General features: G+C 70.2%; 18 protein-coding genes and 1 pseudogene. 12 read left to right on the forward strand and 7 right to left on the reverse strand.

Annotated features, from left to right (window positions below; all coding sequences use genetic code 11):
• Nucleotides 1-71: 71 nt before the first annotated feature.
• The 3 genes from ispF to VE614_RS18865 form a co-directional block, all read right to left on the reverse strand.
• Nucleotides 72-578: a 2-C-methyl-D-erythritol 2,4-cyclodiphosphate synthase gene (gene ispF, locus VE614_RS18855; RefSeq protein ID WP_324938019.1), complete on the reverse strand. Its 507-nt coding sequence runs from the start codon at nt 576-578 to the stop codon at nt 72-74.
• Entirely contained in the window at nt 568-1,320 is a 753-nt protein-coding gene (gene ispD, locus VE614_RS18860) for a 2-C-methyl-D-erythritol 4-phosphate cytidylyltransferase (protein WP_324938021.1), read from the reverse strand. The genes ispF and ispD overlap by 11 nt, the downstream gene beginning before the upstream one ends.
• A 305-nt stretch (nt 1,321-1,625) precedes the next feature.
• On the reverse strand, nt 1,626-2,108 hold the full coding sequence (locus VE614_RS18865) for a CarD family transcriptional regulator (RefSeq protein ID WP_003953493.1): 483 nt from the start codon (nt 2,106-2,108) through the stop codon (nt 1,626-1,628).
• A gap of 607 nt (nt 2,109-2,715) precedes the next feature.
• On the opposite strand from VE614_RS18865, the gene VE614_RS18870 reads away from it, so the two are divergent.
• Nucleotides 2,716-3,360, forward strand: a complete 645-nt coding sequence (locus VE614_RS18870) for a DUF461 domain-containing protein (RefSeq protein WP_324938023.1) — start codon at nt 2,716-2,718, stop codon at nt 3,358-3,360.
• 67 nt (nt 3,361-3,427) lie between these two features.
• On the opposite strand, the gene VE614_RS18875 is transcribed toward VE614_RS18870, so the two are convergent.
• Nucleotides 3,428-4,108 carry a response regulator transcription factor gene (locus VE614_RS18875; protein WP_043502011.1) on the reverse strand — a complete coding sequence of 227 codons (681 nt, stop codon included), beginning with the start codon at nt 4,106-4,108 and terminating at the stop codon, nt 3,428-3,430.
• Nucleotides 4,105-5,400 carry a sensor histidine kinase gene (locus VE614_RS18880; protein ID WP_324938026.1) on the reverse strand — a complete coding sequence of 432 codons (1,296 nt, stop codon included), beginning with the start codon at nt 5,398-5,400 and terminating at the stop codon, nt 4,105-4,107. The genes VE614_RS18875 and VE614_RS18880 overlap by 4 nt, the downstream gene beginning before the upstream one ends.
• A 234-nt stretch (nt 5,401-5,634) precedes the next feature.
• Between VE614_RS18880 and phoU the strand changes: the two genes are divergently transcribed.
• The 3 genes from phoU to VE614_RS18895 all read left to right on the forward strand — a co-directional run bounded on the left by phoU (nt 5,635) and on the right by VE614_RS18895 (nt 6,939).
• Nucleotides 5,635-6,336 (forward strand): phosphate signaling complex protein PhoU, encoded by a 702-nt coding sequence (phoU, locus tag VE614_RS18885; RefSeq protein WP_324938028.1) that lies wholly within the window; start codon nt 5,635-5,637, stop codon nt 6,334-6,336.
• Between the two features lie 89 nt (nt 6,337-6,425).
• Nucleotides 6,426-6,590: a hypothetical protein gene (locus VE614_RS18890; protein WP_324938030.1), complete on the forward strand. Its 165-nt coding sequence runs from the start codon at nt 6,426-6,428 to the stop codon at nt 6,588-6,590.
• A 100-nt stretch (nt 6,591-6,690) separates the two neighbouring features.
• Complete coding sequence (locus tag VE614_RS18895) at nt 6,691-6,939, forward strand: SCO4226 family nickel-binding protein (RefSeq protein WP_324938032.1); 249 nt, start codon at nt 6,691-6,693, stop codon at nt 6,937-6,939.
• A gap of 73 nt (nt 6,940-7,012) precedes the next feature.
• On the opposite strand, the gene VE614_RS18900 is transcribed toward VE614_RS18895, so the two are convergent.
• Nucleotides 7,013-7,774: a phosphoglyceromutase gene (locus VE614_RS18900; protein WP_324938034.1), complete on the reverse strand. Its 762-nt coding sequence runs from the start codon at nt 7,772-7,774 to the stop codon at nt 7,013-7,015.
• A gap of 196 nt (nt 7,775-7,970) precedes the next feature.
• Between VE614_RS18900 and VE614_RS18905 the strand changes: the two genes are divergently transcribed.
• The 4 genes and pseudogenes from VE614_RS18905 (at nt 7,971) to VE614_RS18920 (ending at nt 13,425) form a co-directional block, all read left to right on the forward strand.
• The gene (locus tag VE614_RS18905) at nt 7,971-9,668 is read left to right on the forward strand and encodes a stealth family protein (RefSeq protein ID WP_324938036.1); all 1,698 of its coding nucleotides are present in this window, start codon (nt 7,971-7,973) and stop codon (nt 9,666-9,668) included.
• Between the two features lie 14 nt (nt 9,669-9,682).
• The gene (locus VE614_RS18910) at nt 9,683-11,449 is read left to right on the forward strand and encodes a stealth family protein (protein WP_324938038.1); all 1,767 of its coding nucleotides are present in this window, start codon (nt 9,683-9,685) and stop codon (nt 11,447-11,449) included.
• A gap of 73 nt (nt 11,450-11,522) precedes the next feature.
• Nucleotides 11,523-11,651, forward strand: a pseudogene (locus VE614_RS18915) (MFS transporter); the annotation flags it as partial.
• A gap of 52 nt (nt 11,652-11,703) precedes the next feature.
• Entirely contained in the window at nt 11,704-13,425 is a 1,722-nt protein-coding gene (locus tag VE614_RS18920) for a recombinase family protein (protein ID WP_324938040.1), read from the forward strand.
• Nucleotides 13,426-13,811: 386 nt separating this feature from the next.
• On the opposite strand, the gene VE614_RS18925 is transcribed toward VE614_RS18920, so the two are convergent.
• Nucleotides 13,812-14,285 (reverse strand): helix-turn-helix transcriptional regulator, encoded by a 474-nt coding sequence (locus VE614_RS18925; protein WP_324938042.1) that lies wholly within the window; start codon nt 14,283-14,285, stop codon nt 13,812-13,814.
• Nucleotides 14,286-14,450: 165 nt separating this feature from the next.
• On the opposite strand from VE614_RS18925, the gene VE614_RS18930 reads away from it, so the two are divergent.
• From VE614_RS18930 to VE614_RS18945, 4 genes are read left to right on the forward strand one after another with little or no spacing between them, the layout of a single operon-like run.
• A complete protein-coding gene (locus VE614_RS18930) occupies nt 14,451-14,600 on the forward strand; it encodes a hypothetical protein (RefSeq protein WP_324938044.1) in 150 nt (49 codons plus the stop codon).
• 12 nt (nt 14,601-14,612) lie between these two features.
• A complete protein-coding gene (locus VE614_RS18935) occupies nt 14,613-14,888 on the forward strand; it encodes a hypothetical protein (RefSeq protein ID WP_324938045.1) in 276 nt (91 codons plus the stop codon).
• Nucleotides 14,885-15,946 (forward strand): lambda-exonuclease family protein, encoded by a 1,062-nt coding sequence (locus VE614_RS18940; RefSeq protein ID WP_324938047.1) that lies wholly within the window; start codon nt 14,885-14,887, stop codon nt 15,944-15,946. Before VE614_RS18935 ends, VE614_RS18940 begins: the two co-directional genes overlap by 4 nt.
• Nucleotides 15,943-16,839 (forward strand): recombinase RecT, encoded by an 897-nt coding sequence (locus VE614_RS18945; RefSeq protein WP_324938049.1) that lies wholly within the window; start codon nt 15,943-15,945, stop codon nt 16,837-16,839. Before VE614_RS18940 ends, VE614_RS18945 begins: the two co-directional genes overlap by 4 nt.
• Nucleotides 16,840-16,973: the final 134 nt, after the last annotated feature.

Raw genomic sequence — 16,973 nt, forward strand, 5'->3', positions numbered from 1 at the left:
CGGCTGTGGACAACCGCGCCGGCCCGCGGCGCGCGGAGCGGAGGAGTGCGGCGCGGTACGGCGGGGCGGCCTCAGCCCGCCGTCCGCACCACCAGCGCCGTCGCCACCGCCATCAGGCCCTCGCCCCGGCCGGGGAAGCCCAGCCCGTCCGTCGTCGCGCCGGAGACGGACACCGGCGCCCCGACCGCGTCGGAGAGGATCTTCTGCGCCTCGTCCCGCCGCTTGCCGATCTTCGGGCGCGGCCCGACCACCTGCACCGCGACGTTCCCGATCCGGAAGCCCGCCGCCCGCACGATCCGCGCGGCCTCCGTCAGCAGGGTGACCCCCGACGCCCCCGACCACTCCGGGCGCCCGGTGCCGAAGTGCTGCCCGAGGTCGCCGAGCCCGGCGGCGGAGAACAGCGCGTTGCAGGCGGCGTGCGCGACCACGTCCGCGTCGGAGTGCCCGGCCAGCCCCGGCCCCTCGCCCTCCCACTTCAGGCCGGCGCACCACAGCTCCCGGCCCTCCTCGAAGGCGTGGATGTCGGTGCCGACGCCGACCTGGGGCAGCGGCGCCTGCAGGGGTGCCTCAGAAGCCATCGTTGAGCCTCCGGCGGGCCAGGACGGCCTCGGCGAGGAGCAGGTCCAGCGGGCGCGTGACCTTGAACGCCTCCTCGTGGCCGGGGACGACCACGACCGTCTCGCCGAGCCGCTCCACCATGCTCGCGTCGTCGGTGACGTCCTCGGTGACGGTCTCGTGCGCCCGCACCAGTGTCGCCCGCGCGAAGCCCTGCGGCGTCTGCACCGCGCGCAGCCGCGCGCGCGACGGCGTGGCCACCACCGGTTCCGGCTCCCCGGGGACCGCCGCGGGCTCGACCTCCTTCACGGTGTCGGCGAGCGGCAGCGCCGGCACCACGGCCGCGGCGCCGGCCCGTACCGCGTCGATCACGGCGTCCACCGTGTCCACCGGCACCAGGGGGCGCGCGGCGTCGTGCACCAGCACGATGTCGTTCCCGGGCGGCACCGCGTCCAGGCCGAGCCGGACGGACTCCTGCCGCGACGCGCCGCCGGGCACGACGACGAAGTCGGTCCGCTCGGGCAGCGCGTGCGCGTCGAGCAGCGACCTGACCTCGGCGGCGCCGTCGGGCGGTGCCACGACCACCACGAGGGACACCGCGCGGGAGGCGGCCATCGCGCGCACCGCGTGGACCAGCATGGGAGTGCCGTTCAGGGCGCGAAGCGCCTTGGGGGCGCCCGGACCGAGGCGTACGCCCCGCCCGGCGGCCGGGATCACGGCGGCGACGGAGGCCGCCCCCGGCGAGGGTCGCGAAACGTCAGACATCGTTTCCTGTCAGGTTTGTGTGCTCGGCCTGGTTGGGTATGGCCCTGGGGGTACCCCCCGCCCACCGAGCGTGGGGAGTGCCGGGCGCGCAGCCTTGACCGGACCCCCTTCCGTGACCCCGGTCGGCCGGCAGCCAGGGCCCGGCACGCACAGTACCGGGGGGAGCATCCTCCGGGGCACGGCGCGTGGCGGCGCAATCGGATACGGACATGCCGCAGCGCCCGGCGACGTCCTGTGCGTCATCGGGCACCGCGGCATTTCGGTGTACTGAGCCGTACCGGGCTTCAGCGGGCTGCTGCCACGCGTCAGGAGGCGAGAACCTCGTCGAGCAGGGCCTCGGCCTTGTCCTCGTTCGTGTTCTCCGCGAGCGCCAGCTCGCTCACCAAAATCTGGCGGGCCTTGGCGAGCATGCGCTTCTCACCGGCGGAGAGTCCGCGCTCGCGCTCGCGACGCCACAGGTCACGCACGACTTCCGCGACCTTGATGACATCACCGGAGGCGAGCTTCTCCAGGTTTGCCTTGTAGCGACGGGACCAGTTCGTGGGCTCCTCGGCGTACGGCGCGCGCAGCACCTCGAAGACCCGGTCCAGCCCGTCCTGGCCGACCACATCACGCACGCCGACGAACTCCGCATTGTCCGCTGGCACACGCACCGTGAGGTCACCCTGGGCGACCTTCAGCACCAAGTAGGTCTTGTCCACGCCTTTGATCTGGCGAGTTTCGATGGCCTCGATCAGCGCGGCCCCGTGATGGGGATAGACCACGGTGTCGCCAACCTTGAACGTCATGTGACAGGTACCCCTTCCGTGGCTATCCAGAGTAACACGGATACGGCGTCTTCTGAATGGCGTTTTCGCAGGTCAGGGCATATCTCGGGGCTTGACAACAGCGACAGGAACGTGCTGCGCGAGGCCGGCGGACGAAGGTATTCGCAGGTGGGAGCGGCTGTCCGGGCCGGGCGAAACGGGCACGCCACACACCGCCGACACGACCCCCAAGCGGCCGAACATCCCCATATGTCCGGTTCCAAGTGCTCGAGTTCCGCTACTCCGTTCGGTGCGTGGCGGCGGGTACCAGACGATTTCGAAATTGATCACGCACCCGATCACCTCGCACACCGTGATCAATTCCGGGGCGGTCACGCATTCCTTCACGGAAATTTCGCGCACCGCCACGGGCCGTATGCCGAACCGTTTGGCCGGGGTCTTACCGCGGGCCCTTACCGGGGGGCTTATGGGAAAGCGGGGCGCTACCCCCCGGCTGAGCGAACCGCGCTCCACGGGGAGGGTCGGGTGCGGCGGCGCGGGAACGGCTCGGTAACCTGGGGCCGCTGACAGCCACTTAGGGCGGCTTTACAAGGGAAGCTGCCCCTGCGTTCAAGGAGTTGCCGCCGCCGTGAGCAGCAGCCTTCGACGCGGCGCCCTCGCCGCCTCCGCCATCGCGTTCTCGATCGCCTCGCTCGCCGCCTGCGGCGCCGGCAACAACGCCCAGACACTGGAGATCAAGCCGGACAACGCGGCCACCAGCGTCGGCGACATCAAGATCCAGAACGCCGTCGTCATCACCCAGCCCGACCCCGAGGCCACCGGCCCCGCGGTCGTCTCCGCCACCGTCTTCAACGGCGGCGACCGCCCCCAGACGCTGGACCGCATCACCCTGGACGGGATCGGCGAGACCGTCGAGATCAAGCCCGCCGGGGGCAAGGGCAAGCTGACCGTCCCGGCCGGCGGGTCCATCATCATCGGCGGCAAGGACAACGCCTCCGCCGTGCTGAAGGAGGGCGAGGGCCTGACCGACGGCGACGCCCACAAGGTCACCTTCTCCTTCAGCGAGACCGGCGACGTGAGCCTGGAGGCCTTCGTGGTCCCGGCCCAGGGCTACTACACCGGCTGGGGCCCGACCGAGGTCCCGGCCGCCCCGGGCGCCTCCCCGTCCGGTGACGCCTCCCCCTCGGGTGACGCGTCCCCGTCCGGCGAGGCCGGGGCGAGCGACGGTGCCTCCGCGTCCTCCTCCGCGGAGCACGACGAAGCCGGTCACTGACGTACGACGAAGGGCGGGGCCTCCACCGGGAGGCCCCGCCCTTCGTCATGTCCCGTACCCGGCCGGCCTACGGCTCGAACTTGTAGCCCAGGCCGCGCACCGTCACCAGGTACCGCGGAGCGCCCGGGTCCGGCTCGATCTTGGCGCGCAGGCGCTTGACGTGGACGTCCAGGGTCTTGGTGTCGCCCACGTAGTCGGCGCCCCACACCCGGTCGATGAGCTGCATCCGGGTCAGCACCCGGCCGGCGTTGCGCAGCAGCATCTCCAGCAGGTCGAACTCCTTCAGCGGCAGATCGACCTTCGAGCCGCCGACCGTGACCACGTGCCGGTCGACGTCCATCCGGACCGGACCGGCCTCCAGGGCGGCCGGGGCCACCTCCTCCGGCTCGCCGCGGCGGCGCAGCACCGCGCGGATGCGCGCCACCAGCTCACGCGAGGAGAACGGCTTGGTGACGTAGTCGTCGGCTCCTATCTCCAGTCCGACGACCTTGTCGATCTCGCTGTCCTTGGCGGTCACCATGATCACGGGAACGTTCGAGCGACCGCGCAGCTGACGGCACACCTCGGTGCCGGGCAGCCCCGGCAGCATCAGGTCGAGGAGGACGAGGTCGGCGCCGTTGCGCTCGAACTCGTCGAGTCCGTCGGGCCCGGTGGTCGCGACCGCGACCTCGAAGCCCTCCTTGCGGAGCATGTACGACAGGGCGTCGGAGAAGGACTCCTCGTCCTCGACGACGAGCACACGGGTCACGGAAGGACCTCCGGGGCGGAAAGTGATTCTTCGTACGGGGGTGCGTCAGGGGACATGCTGCGGGATCGGCCGCTCTCCCCGCCGCCGGCGGAGCGGTGGTGCGCCCCGCCGCCGGTGGAACCGTGGTGCGCCCGGTCGCGGGCGGCGCCCGCCTCCGGCAGCCGCAGGGTGAAGGTGGAGCCCTGTCCCTCGGAGCTCCACACCGTGACCTCCCCGCCGTGCGAGGCGGCCACGTGCTTGACGATGGCCAGCCCGAGCCCCGTGCCGCCGGTGGCGCGGGAGCGGGCCGGGTCCACCCGGTAGAAGCGCTCGAAGATGCGCTCCTTGTCCTTGTCGGAGATGCCTATGCCCTGGTCGGTCACGGCTATCTCGATCATGTCGCCGCCCGGAGCGGTCACCCGGCGGGCGGCGATGCCGACGCGGGTGCGGGCGGGCGAGTAGTTCACGGCGTTCTCGACCAGGTTGCCGAGGGCCGCCGCGAGCTGGCCGCGGTTGCCCCGGACACTCAGGTCGGCGGCGCCTCCGGCGGCCATGGTGATCTGCTTGGTGGAGGCCGCGTGCCGGCAGCGGTCGACGGCCTCGGCGACCAGTTCGTCCACCGCGACCGGCTCGGCGTCCTCCAGCGGGTCGTCGTTCTGCACCCGGGAGAGGTCGATCAGCTCCTGCACCAGGTTGGTCAGCCGGGTCGCCTCGATCTGCATCCGCCCGGCGAAGCGCTGCACGGCCTCCGGGTCGTCGGAGGCGTCCATGACCGCCTCCGAGAGGAGGGAGAGCGCGCCGACGGGGGTCTTCAGCTCATGGCTCACGTTGGCCACGAAGTCCCGTCGGACCGCTTCTATCCGGCGGGCCTCGGTCAGGTCCTCGACCAGCAGCAGCACCAGCCGGGAACCCAGGGGGGCGACCCGCGCGGAGACCGCGAGGGCCTCGCCGCGGCCGGTGCCGCGCCGGGGCAGGTCCAGCTCCACCTGCCGTATCTCGCCGTCGCGGCGGGTGTCACGGGCCATCTGGAGCATCGGCTCCACGGCCAGCTTGCCGCCGCGGACCAGGCCGAGGGCGTAGGCCGCCGAGCTGGCCTTGACCACGCCGTCCGCCTCGTCCAGGACCACGGCCGAGGACCGCAGCACGGACAGGACCGTGTCGACGCCCGGCGGAAGCACCGGGTCGGTGTGCAGAGAGGTCCGGGTGGGCCGCTTCAGGTCGCGTTCGCTCCAGCGGAACGCCAGCATGGCGATGACACCGGTCAGTACCCCGGCTATCGCTGCCGCTGCGGCGACCGCCGCGTTCACGTCCATGCGTCCAGGTTAGGCATGGGACCAGGCCTGGCCACAGCCATCCGCGAGGCAGCTCGAACACTCGTCGCCCAGAGTTCACCCGGGAGCCAGTGACGGTTCATTTGGGGTGGCGGAAACGGACGCGTAGAGGACGGAACGTGGGAGCGTGGGGTTGACGGCACGGGTTTTCGGCAAGGGCCCGGCGGCCCCCGAACCCCCCGGACTCCCCGGAACGACGCACGAGAGGGAACCCTGATGCGGGACGCGTACCACGAGGAACTGGACTCGATCGGCGACGGGCTGGTCGAGATGGCCCGGCTGGTCGGGTCGGCGATCGGGCGCGCCACCACGGCCATCCTCGACGCCGATCTGAAGCTGGCCGAGCACGTGATCGAGGCCGACAAGAAGGTCGACGGCCTCCAGCACGACCTGGAGGCCCGGGCGATAGCCCTGCTGGCCCGCCAGCAGCCCGTGGCGACGGATCTGCGGATCGTCGTCACCTCGCTGCGCATGTCGGCCGACCTGGAGCGCTCCGGCGACCTGGCCCAGCACGTGGCGAAGCTCGCCCGGCTGCGCTTCCCGCAGCGCGCGGTCCCGCACGACCTGCACGCCACCATCCTGGAGATGGGCCAGCTCGCCCAGCGGCTGATGGCGAAGGCCGCTGAGGTGCTGGTCACCAAGGACGTCGACCTGGCGCTCCAGCTGGAGCAGGACGACGACGCCATGGACCTGCTGCACCGCACCCTCTTCCAGCACCTGATGGACGACCGCTGGAAGCACGGCATCGAGACCGCCGTCGACGTCACCCTCCTCGGCCGCTACTACGAGCGGTTCGCCGACCACGCGGTCGCGGTCGCCAAGCGCGTGGTGTTCCTGGTGACCGGCGAGCACGCGGACGAGCTCCAGCAGGAACTCCAGACGGAGATCCAGCCGGCGGCGGGCGGGGACGCGGCCTGAGCGCCGCCCCGGGAACGCCCCTGTGCGCCGTTGATGCGCCCAGGGGACGGGGCATGGAATGGGCACAGGCTCCAGCCCTAGGAGGGACCATGGCCGATTCCCCCGGCACTTCGGGTACGAACCCCGACCCCACGCGGGAACGCGAGACCGAGCAGCCCGCGGAGATCAGGAACCTGATGCTGATCGGCGCGTGCGGCTGCGGCTCGGGCTGCGGCTGCGGGTGCCAGTCGGGCAACCCCTGCCAGTGCGGCTGACACGCCGTACCGACGTACCGACGCCGAAGGGCCCCCGGCGTGCCGCCGGGGGCCCTTCGGCGCAGCATGGAAGGGGATCCAGGGGAAGGAGGTGGGGGCCATGCCCGAGTTCATGGACGTCCACCACCACATGAAGGGCATCACCGCCGACCAGCTGCGCGAGGCGCACCAGGCGGACCTCGCCATCGAGAAGGACGAGCAGGTCCACTTCAAGCAGGCCTGGGCCGACCCGGACTCCGGAGTCGTCTACTGCCTCTCCGAGGCGCCGTCCGCGGAAGCCGTCCAGCGCATCCACGAACGGGCCGGGCACAAGGCGGACGAGGTCCATCCGGTGCCGCTGTCGGTGTGATGCGAGTCCCAGCGGCCGTGCCGGCGGGGAAGCGGGAAGCCCCCCGCCGGCGGCGGCTGGGATAACAGGCTGGTTACTTCTTCTTGCCCTGGTTCTTCACTGCCTCGATCGCCGCCGCGGCCGCGTCCGGGTCGAGGTAGGTGCCGCCGGGGTTGAGCGGCTTGAAGTCGGAATCCAGCTCGTAGGAGAGCGGGATGCCGGTCGGGATGTTGAGGCCCGCGATGTCGGCGTCGGAGATGCCGTCCAGGTGCTTGACCAGGGCTCGGAGGCTGTTGCCGTGGGCGGCGACCAGGACCGTGCGGCCGGTCAGCAGGTCGGGGACGATGGCGTCGAACCAGTACGGCAGCATCCGGACGACGACGTCCTTCAGGCACTCCGTCTGCGGGCGCAGCTCCGGCGGGAGGGTAGCGTAGCGGGGGTCGGAGAACTGGGAGTACTCGGCGTCGCGGTCCAGCGGCGGCGGCGGGGTGTCGTAGGAGCGGCGCCACAGCATGAACTGCTCCTCGCCGAACTCGGCGAGGGTCTGGGCCTTGTCCTTGCCCTGGAGGGCGCCGTAGTGGCGCTCGTTCAGGCGCCAGGAGCGGTGGACCGGGATCCAGAGGCGGTCAGCGGCCTCCAGCGCGAGCTGGGCGGTGCGGATGGCACGCTTCTGGAGGGACGTGTGGACCACGTCGGGCAGCAGGCCGGCGTCCTTGAGCAGCTCGCCGCCGCGCGTCGCCTCCTTCTCGCCCTTCGGGGTGAGGTTGACGTCCACCCAGCCGGTGAACAGGTTCTTCTCGTTCCACTCGCTCTCGCCGTGGCGGAGGAGGATCAGCTTGTACGGTGCGTCGGCCATGGCTTCGAGCCTACCTAAGCTGGTTCGGGGCCGTGGTGGCGCTGGGGCGCCGTCCCGGGCGGAGCGAAGAACCCCTGTGTGATTCGTCTCGCTCCCTTTAATTTAAAGTGAATTCCTCCGCAACCTTTACTCACGCTCACCTGTCAGGGTTGGCGGGGAAGTCTGTTGTCGGGGTCAGTGAAGAGGAGCACAGAACGTGACCGTGCGTTCCTTTGCGCGGCGGATGAAACCGCGAGTCGAGCGGAAGGCCGCCGAGCGGGTGTGGCAGCTGCGTACCATGCGGCGGCGCCGCAAGGCGGCGGTCACTGATCCGGTGCTGCGCCCGGTGGCCGTGCGCGGCCAGCACCTGTACGGGCGGGTGGTGACCCGGTTCACCGCGGCGGAGGCGGCTGCCTCCAACCTCGACCTGGTGGTCGCCGCGCTGGAGCAGGAAGGTATTCCCTACTTCCTGGTCCCGACCTCCCGGATACGCCACACCGTCGGTGTGAACGCCGCCGACCGCGAGCGGTTCCTGGCCGCCCTGGAGACGCGGAACGCGGGCAAGGCCGTGTTCATCGGCCGGCCGCTGCCCGGCGGGCAGCTCAAGAACCCGGCGTTGTTCATGGACGGCGTGCTGCCCTCGCCGCTGCGCACCGCGCCCGTGCTGCGGATCGGCGAGAACCACCTCGGTCCCGAGGGTCAGCTGCTCGCCGGCCCGGAGCTGGCCTGTGACGTGGAGTTCTGGGAGGACGGCGCCGAGCTGCTGGAGTCCGAGGACGGGCCCCGCCGGCTGGCCAAGGTGCAGCCGCAGGCCTCCGAGGACGTGTTCCGCGAGTCGCTGGTCACGCCGCGCAACAACGGCGTCACCGACGTCCTGCCCGCCGACGAGCAGCAGCCCGTGACCGTGCGGGTGGGCGACCGGGAGCTGCCGAGCTTCCTGCCGCTGACCCTGCCGACCGTGAACCGTGTGACCTTCCCGGTCGACGTCGTCTACACGTGGGTGGACGGCGAGGAGCCGGCGATGCGCGCCAAGCGGGCCAAGTACCAGGAGAAGGGCACGGCCGAGATCCTGGACAAGGAGATCAACGAGTCCCGGTACACCAGCCACGACGAGCTGAAGTACTCGCTGCGCTCGCTGGCGATGTACGCCGACTTCGTCCGGCACATCTACATCGTCACCGACGGGCAGAAGCCGCACTGGCTGGACGACAGCGTCGAGGGCATCACCGTCGTCGACCACCGGGACATCTTCCCGGAGGGTGTGCTGCCGGTCTTCAACTCGCACGCCATCGAGACCCGGCTGCACCACATCCCGGGCCTGTCCGACCACTACCTGTACTTCAACGACGACGTCTTCGTCGGCCGCCGGATCACCCCGGAGCACTTCTTCTACGGCAGCGGCCTGATGCGGATCCCGGTCTCCCCGCTCAAGATCGGGGTCGGCAAGCCGCACGCCGAGGAGACCGCCACCAACTCCGCCAGCAAGAACGTCCGGCGGCTGCTGCTGGAGAAGTTCGGCCGGATGACGACGAACAACTTCATGCACACCCCGCTGCCGCAGGACCGCGGAGCGCTGCGGGCGCTGGAGGAGCTGTTCCCGGAGGACATCGCCCGCACCACGGCGTCCCGCTTCCGCTCGCCGACCGACATCGCCATGACGGCCCCGCTGCTGTACCAGTACGCCCTGATGACGGGCCGCGGTGTGCCGGGCAAGTTCAGCTTCCGGTACGTGAACATCAGCCGCCCGGACGCCGAGAAGCGCCTGGCCGATCTGCGCAACTCCCGCCGCTTCGACTTCTTCTGCCTGAACGACGTCGACGTGCCGCCGGAGGAGCGCGAGCAGGTCAGCATCCGGATGCACCAGTTCCTGGAGAACTACTTCCCGTTCCCCAGCCCCTTCGAGAAGCAGAACTGAGCAGGGCCGCGGCCATGGACATCCGTCACCGTCTCGTGGCGCTGCCGGGCCTGCGGGCCGTACGGGAGCTGCTGCCGCGCCTGCGGCTGTGGCTCGCGGGCCGGCTGTGGGCGCTGCGCGCGGTCCCGGCCCGCCGCCGGCTGCGCGCCGCCGTCCCCGGGCTGCGCCGGACCGTCCTCGGTCCGGTGCGGCTGTACGGGCGCACGGTCGCCGCGTACACCGCCGCGGACGCCGCCGCCGCCGACCTGGAACAGGTCTGCGCGGTGCTGGACGCGGCCGAGGTGCCGTACTTCCTGGTCCCCGGCGAGCCGGGGACCGGCGGTCCGCGGCAGGTGATCGGTGTCGCGGAGACGCACCGCGAGACCGTCCTCGCGCGGGCCGCGGAGCATTTCGCCGGTACCGCCCGGTTCATCGGCCTGGTCGATCCGGACGGCTCCGTGACCGGCGCGGCGCTGTGGGCCGACGGGAAGCTGCCGAGGGCGCTGCGGCGGGCGCCGGTGCTCCGCACCGGCGAGGTGCGCCTCGGGCCCGCGGGGCAGGTGCTCAGCGGTCTGGAGTCCGGCTGCGACATCGAGTTCTGGCGGCACGGCCGGGACCTGCGGGCCGAGCCCGGGTATCTCACCGTGCCCGGCGCCAAGCTGCCGGACGTGTTCGGCGAGGCACTGGTGGCGCCGCGCCGCAACCCGGTCTCGGAAGTGGTCCCGCCGGCCGCGCAGCAGCCGGCCGAGGTGCCGGGCCCGCGCCGCACGATCCCGACGTTCGCCGCGTTCGCCGAGCCGGGCATCGACGAGGTGACCTTCCCGGTCGACGCCGTCTACACCTGGGTCGACGGGGACGATCCGGCGATGGCGGCGAAGCGCCGCGCCCACCAGGAGCGGTCCGACAACGTCATAGCCCCGCGCGAGACCGGCGCCTCCCGCTACACCAGCCATGACGAGCTGAAGTACGCGCTGCGCTCGCTGGAGATGTACGCCGGGTTCGTCCGGCACGTCTATCTGGTGACCGACTCCCAGGTCCCGTCCTGGCTGGACCCGGAGGCGGAGGGCATCACGGTGGTCGACCACCGGGACATCCTCCCGGCGGACGCGCTGCCCGTCTTCAACTCGCACGCCATAGAGAGCCGGCTGCACCGCATACCGGGCCTGTCGGACCACTACCTGTACTTCAACGACGACGTCTTCATCAACCGCCCCGTCGGGCCCGAGCGCTTCTTCCACGGCAACGGCATCGCCCGCATACCGCTGTCCCCGCTGAAGCTGGGCGTCGGCGATCCGCATCCGCTGGAGCCGGCGCCGAACTCGGCCGGCAAGAACACCCGCGAGGTGATCCGGCGCTTCCACGGCCGCCAGATCAGGCACAAGTCGCTGCACACGCCGCACCCGCAACTGCGCGCTGTGATGCGGGAGATGGAGAGCGCTGGCATCGAGGAGCTGGAGCGGACCTCGTACTCCCGCTTCCGCTCCACCACGGACATCGCCCCGGCGTCCACGCTGCACCACCACTGGGCGATCGCGACCGGCCGGGCGGTCCCGGCGGAGTACCGCTTCCGCTATGTGCAGTTGGGCACCCCGGACATGCGGCGGCGGCTGGCCCGGCTCGCGGCCGGTGAGGACGTGGACTTCTTCTGCCTGAACGACGTGGACACCGACCCGGCGGACCGGGCGTCGGCGCAGGCGGCCATCCACGCCTTCCTGGAGCGGAAGTTCCCGTTCCCGAGCCGCTTCGAGCGGGCCGCGGCGGTGGTCCCCCGCCAGTCACGTTTGACGCTCCCCGTCAATTGAGTGGCGCACCCGGCGGCCACGTTCGTAAGTTGTGGCCGCCGGTTGAGCCGCTTACCGCTGTGGGGGATCCGCGATGTCGTCAGCCACCCTGGGACGTGCCGTACGGGAAACCGTCTCCGGGCTCCCCCGCGAGTTCTGGTGGCTGTGGACCAGCACCCTGGTGAACCGCCTCGGCGCCTTCGTCGCCACCTTGGTTCCAATTCGCTAGACCGTACGCCCCCGGGGTCGTACGGTCGTTCGACCGAAGGGGGACCATGAACCTTTCAGGCATGCAGCGCGTGCGCGACGGCCTGGCGGGCCTCCGGGCCGGCCTCTACGCGCGCAAGAGCGCTTACCAAGGCAAGAAGAAGCGCCAGGGTGAATCCGTCCGCGAGCAGCTAGACCTCGGTCGAGCTCACGCTGACGAGCTCGGCGCGAACGTCGTCGAGGAGTTCATCGACGACGACCGTTCGGCCTCGACCTACCGCGCGAGGGAGCGCGAAGAGTTCGAGCGCATGATCGATTGGATTGAATCCGGCAAGCTCGACATCGTCATCGCGTGGTCGTCGACCCGCTTGCAGCGCGACATCGTCGTGTACGGCCGTCTGCGCGAGGCGTGCCGGCTGCACGGCGTGCTGTGGAGCTACGGCGGCAAGATCTACGACTTGACGAACAAGGACGACAGGTTCAGGACCGGCCTAGACGCTCTTATCGGCGAGCGTGAGGTCGACGAGATGCGCGACAACGTCTTGCGCACTCTCCGCGCGAACGCGATCAAGGGCAAGCCACACGGGCACGTCGCCTACGGATACCGTCGTGTCTACGACAAGCGGACGGGTGACTACCTCTACACAGAGGAGGACCCCGAGCAGGCACCGGTCGTCAGGGAACTGAAGCGGCGCGTGGGGAACGGCGAGGAACGAACCAAGATCGCTCGTGCCTTCAACCTCCGAGGGATCACGCCGCCGGCCGGCCATTGGCGGGTAGGCATGGTGCGCCGGCTCGCCGAGTGGCATGCAGGACTCAAGGAGAACGAGGACATCCACCCTGACTGGGTGAGGCGGATCGAGGCCGCGGTCGACTTGCGCGAGGAAGCAAGGGCCCGCCTTGATGCAGACGAGGATGCACTCGACATCGCGCGCGACTTCAACAAGCGCGATGAGCCGCTGATCATGGCGCGTTGGCTGTCCGTAACGATCACCGCGTACGCAGTCGACGACCGTTACCTCGGCCGGCGCCGCCACCACGGGAAGGTGACCAACGAGGAAGCGTGGCCGGCGTTGGTAACTCCGGCGGTGCACCTGCGGGCGGTGCAGGCAGTCGAGGCTCGTAAGAAGTCTCGCAAGTACAACCAGCGTCCCGGGCGCGCCATTCACTGGTTGTCCGCGATCATGAAGTGCGACATCTGCGAGATCCGGGTCAACTCGGACCGGCAGCACGGGCTACCGCGGTACTCCTGCCAGGCGCCGGCCGCTGGGGACGCGAAGGGGTACCACGCGAGCGCACAGGTCTCGATCGTCGATCCGTATGTCGAGGGTCGGTTGTTCGAGTGGCTGGCGTCGCCCTCGTTTCGGCGTGCGTTCACGCGCAGCGACGACGAGCTGCTGCGCGAAGCTGAGGACGCCGAGGCCGCGGCGCGGTTGCTTCGAGCGGAGCTTGAGGAGTTCTATGAGCTCGCCGGCAAGGGCCAACTTTCGGCGCGTGCACTGGCCGCGGTCGAGGCTGAGAAGTTGCCGAAGATCGAGGAAGCGGAGCAGAAGGCACAGGCGTTGGGTGTGCCGACTGTCGTACGGGATCTGGTCGGCCTGAGCGAGGACAAGATCGCCGAGGCGTGGAAGGGGCTTGACCTCGGACGTCGACGCAAGATCGCGGAAACGCTCCTTGAGGTACGGCTCAAGCCCCAGGGGCCGGGGAACGTCCTGCCGGCGGAGCAGTTCGTTTCCGTCGTTCCGAAGCAGCTCGCACGGCCCCCGAGGAAGGCCGTCAAGGCTGCTTAGAAGGACGCGGGACGCGAGGGCCGCACGGGTCAATCCGTGCGGCCCTCGCGGCGCTTACGCGTCGCTGGGTCTGTCTTCGTCCACGTCTTGGCCTCGTTGGGGGGCAAGGCCGTTCAGAGCTTGTTCTAGGCCGGCTGCGCCGGTTGGTGTGATGTGGCGGCCGTCAAGATCGATGGTCAGACCGTCCGGTGTGGCTCGAACGACTGCGACTGCTCCCGTGTCCAGTTGGCGGCGGTTTACGCGGATCAAAGGTGCTGCCCCCCTGTTGGCATGGCTAGCCCATGACTCGAACATATGACCGAGTCACGGGGCCCGGACTACCTTACTCCGCCTAACACCGCTGGTCACGCGCATACCACGTAGCGCTACTGACATTGGTTTGACGATCAATCACCGTCCGTTAGTTCCCGAGGTAGCTCGCCTGCGGCGTACCGCCTGAGCAGGTTCTCGACCCTTGGCATGTCGGCGCGCCCCATGCCGGGCGCGTGCACGACGACGACTGTCGACTCATCAGTGCTGGCCTCGAACGGGTCGTCCGCAACGAGGCCGCAATACTGCTGCGACGCTGCGATGCGCACGTCTCGCTCAGGCTTCCCGAGCGCCTGAGCTATGGCCCCGATCACTCCCGGGGCGATCTGTATGCGCTGATCCTGCGCGATCCGGTGAAAGGTCGTGTAACCGACCCGCTCCTCGGTCTTCGGGTCGACTGCCTTTTCGGCGAGCTTGCGGTACGAGATCCCCCGCCCCTCTCTCACCTCACGGACGAGGTCGCCCAGAGGGGTGCCGAAGGGCCAACTTGGGGTGCCGGACTCCGACACGCTCTCACTCCCGTTCTTGTTGCAAAACTCGAACACTCTCATCTAACCAGCGATGACCGGTGTTCGCACACCTGGAACTGCGTTGACGTGCCCTTTCGAGCCGCTTACGGTTGCTGGTGTTCGAGAACTGCAACACCGGGGCGGGCGCTTTCAGGCACTATGCCCCCCTGGTTGTTCGAATTGTGGAACAAGACGGAAGGGGGAGCCGTGACCACAGCGCAGACAACGCCCGAGCCGGTGAGCCCCGAGGACTGGCCCGAGCCGACCGACGAGCAGATCGAGCTCGTTCGACGAGTCCTCGCCCCACTCATCCATCAGGCGCGAGCCGACCGCGCCGAGCAGCCGTCCGCAGCGTGAGGAGAACACCACGTGAGCACCGTTGAATTTGTCGGTCCGCCGCCGGCGCAGCGCAACACCAAGCACGCCCGCATCGCCCGTGAGCTGCGAGCGCACCCGAGGGTTTGGGGAGTCGTCCGCCGGCCCGACACGCTGCCCCGTGCAGCCTCGGCCGCACAGGCGATCCGCGACGCCCGCCTGCCGGCCTACGCGCCGGCCGGCTCGTTCGAGGCCGTCGCCCGCACGGTGACCGAGGGCGGGCGCACCGAGCACCGCGTTTACGCCCGCTACGTCGGCGAGCAGCCGTGACGACCGCGACCGCGCAGCCGGCGCTCGTGACGCCGACGGGTGTCGTCGTCGCCCCCGCCGGCCTGAACCGCGAGCAGTGGCTCAAGGTGCGCCGTACGGGCATCGGTGGCTCAGAAGTCGCCGCCGTGCTCGGCATGACCAAGTACACGTCACCGCTTGAGGTCTACCTCGACAAGGTCGGCGAGCTGCCGCTCGACCGCCCGCAGCACCCGGACCTCGCCGAGGCCGCGTTCTGGGGGCACCAGCACGAGCCGACGATCGCCCGCGTGTTCGCCGAGCGATCCGGCCTCGGCGTCGTCGAGGGCCCGGGAACTCTGGCCCACGTCGAGCGCCGATGGATGCTCGCCAACGTCGACCGGTACGTGCTCGACGAGGACGAGTCGGCACCGTCAAGCCTGCTGGAGATCAAGACCCGCTCGGCCTTTCAGCTCGACGAGTGGCTGCTCGGCGTGCCGGACGGGCCGGCGCTGCAAACGCACTGGTACCTCGCGGTGACCGGTTACTCGCACGCGTACGTCGCTGCGCTGCTCGGCGGTAACCGGCTGCTGATTCACCGGGTGGAGCGCGACGAGGCCCTCGTCGAGCACCTTGTCGAGATCGTCGGGGAGTTCTGGCAGGGGGTGCTCGATCGCCGGCCGCCCGCGGTCGATGGCAGCGAGGCCACCGAGGAACTGCTCGGGCACCTCTACGAGGTCAAGGCCGGCGCCGTGACGGTCGCCGATCCGGCCGAGGTTCTGCCGCTGCTGGAGCGCCGGCGCGAGCTCAAAGCGCGCGAGCAGCGCGTCGTCGACGAGCTGCGCGAGGTCGACAACCGGCTCAAGGCCACCGCCGGCGAGGCCGAGGTCGTCAAGGTCCGCGACCGAGTCGCGTTCACGTGGAAGCAGAACGGCCCGCTCTCACAGAAACGATTCGCCGCAGCTCACCCCGAGCTCGCAGCCCAGTACACGCACAGCGTCGATGCGCTCGATACGAAGCGCCTCGCCGCCGAGCATCCCGACGAGTTCCGCGCCCACCGTGCGCGACGCCTCGTTGTGCCCAAGGAGAACGCCGCAGCGTGAGCAACCTCGCCGAGCGAGTCGTCGCCAAGCACACCAACCGCCCCACCGCCCAGACCAACCGCCCGCAACAGCCGGCAACCCTCGTGCAGTTCGTACAGCAGATGCGCCCGGAGATCGAGCGCGCGCTGCCGGCTCACCTCGGGGGCGCCGACCGAATCGCCCGTATCGCGCTGACTGAGCTGCGCCGCGTCGAGCACCTCGCCGAGTGCAGCCGCGAGTCGTTCGCCGGCGCCCTGATGACCTGTGCGCAGCTCGGCCTCGAACCGGGCGGCGTCTCGGGCGAGGCGTACCTGCTGCCCTTCTGGAACAAGAAGGTTCGCGGGTACGAGGTGCAGCTCGTCCTCGGCTATCAGGGCATGATCAAGCTGTACTGGCAGCACCCCCTCGCCGCCGGCCTCGACACGCACACCGTGTTCGAGGGCGACGAGTTCGAGTACGAGTACGGGCTCAATCCGGTGTTGAAGCACCGGCCAGCCCGGGGCAACGCCAAGGGACAGCCGACGCACTATTACGCCGTGGCTCGGCTCACGAACGGCGGCTCGGCGTTCGTCGTGCTGGACGTCGACGACGTCGAGGCGATCCGCAAGCGCAGCAAGGCCAAGGACTTCGGCCCGTGGGCGAGCGACTACGACGCCATGGCCCGCAAGACGTGCGTACGGCAGTTGTTCAAGCTGCTGCCGAAGTCTGCCGAGCTCGCCCGTGCCGTCGCGCACGACGAGACCGTGCGTCGTGATCCGTCACCCGAGGGCCTCGACGCTCCGGGCGACTACATCGAGGGCGAGATCGTCGAACGGCCGGCCGCCGAGCAGGCAGCGGTCGAGGACGTGCCGGAACGGTTCGCCGGCTGGCCAGAGGCCGCCGAGCCGGCCGTCGCCGAGGCTGCCGCACAGTGACCCGCCGGCCGGCCATTGCCTACCGGTGCCGGCACTGGGACGGGGCGAGGCGCCGCTACTGCGGCGCCCCGGGCGCCCGCCGCTACCTCACCGGCTACCGGTGCCCCCTGCACACCCCCGCGGCCCTCGCCGGC

This window comes from Streptomyces sp., assembly GCF_035645055.1.
Lineage (GTDB): Bacteria > Actinomycetota > Actinomycetes > Streptomycetales > Streptomycetaceae > Streptomyces.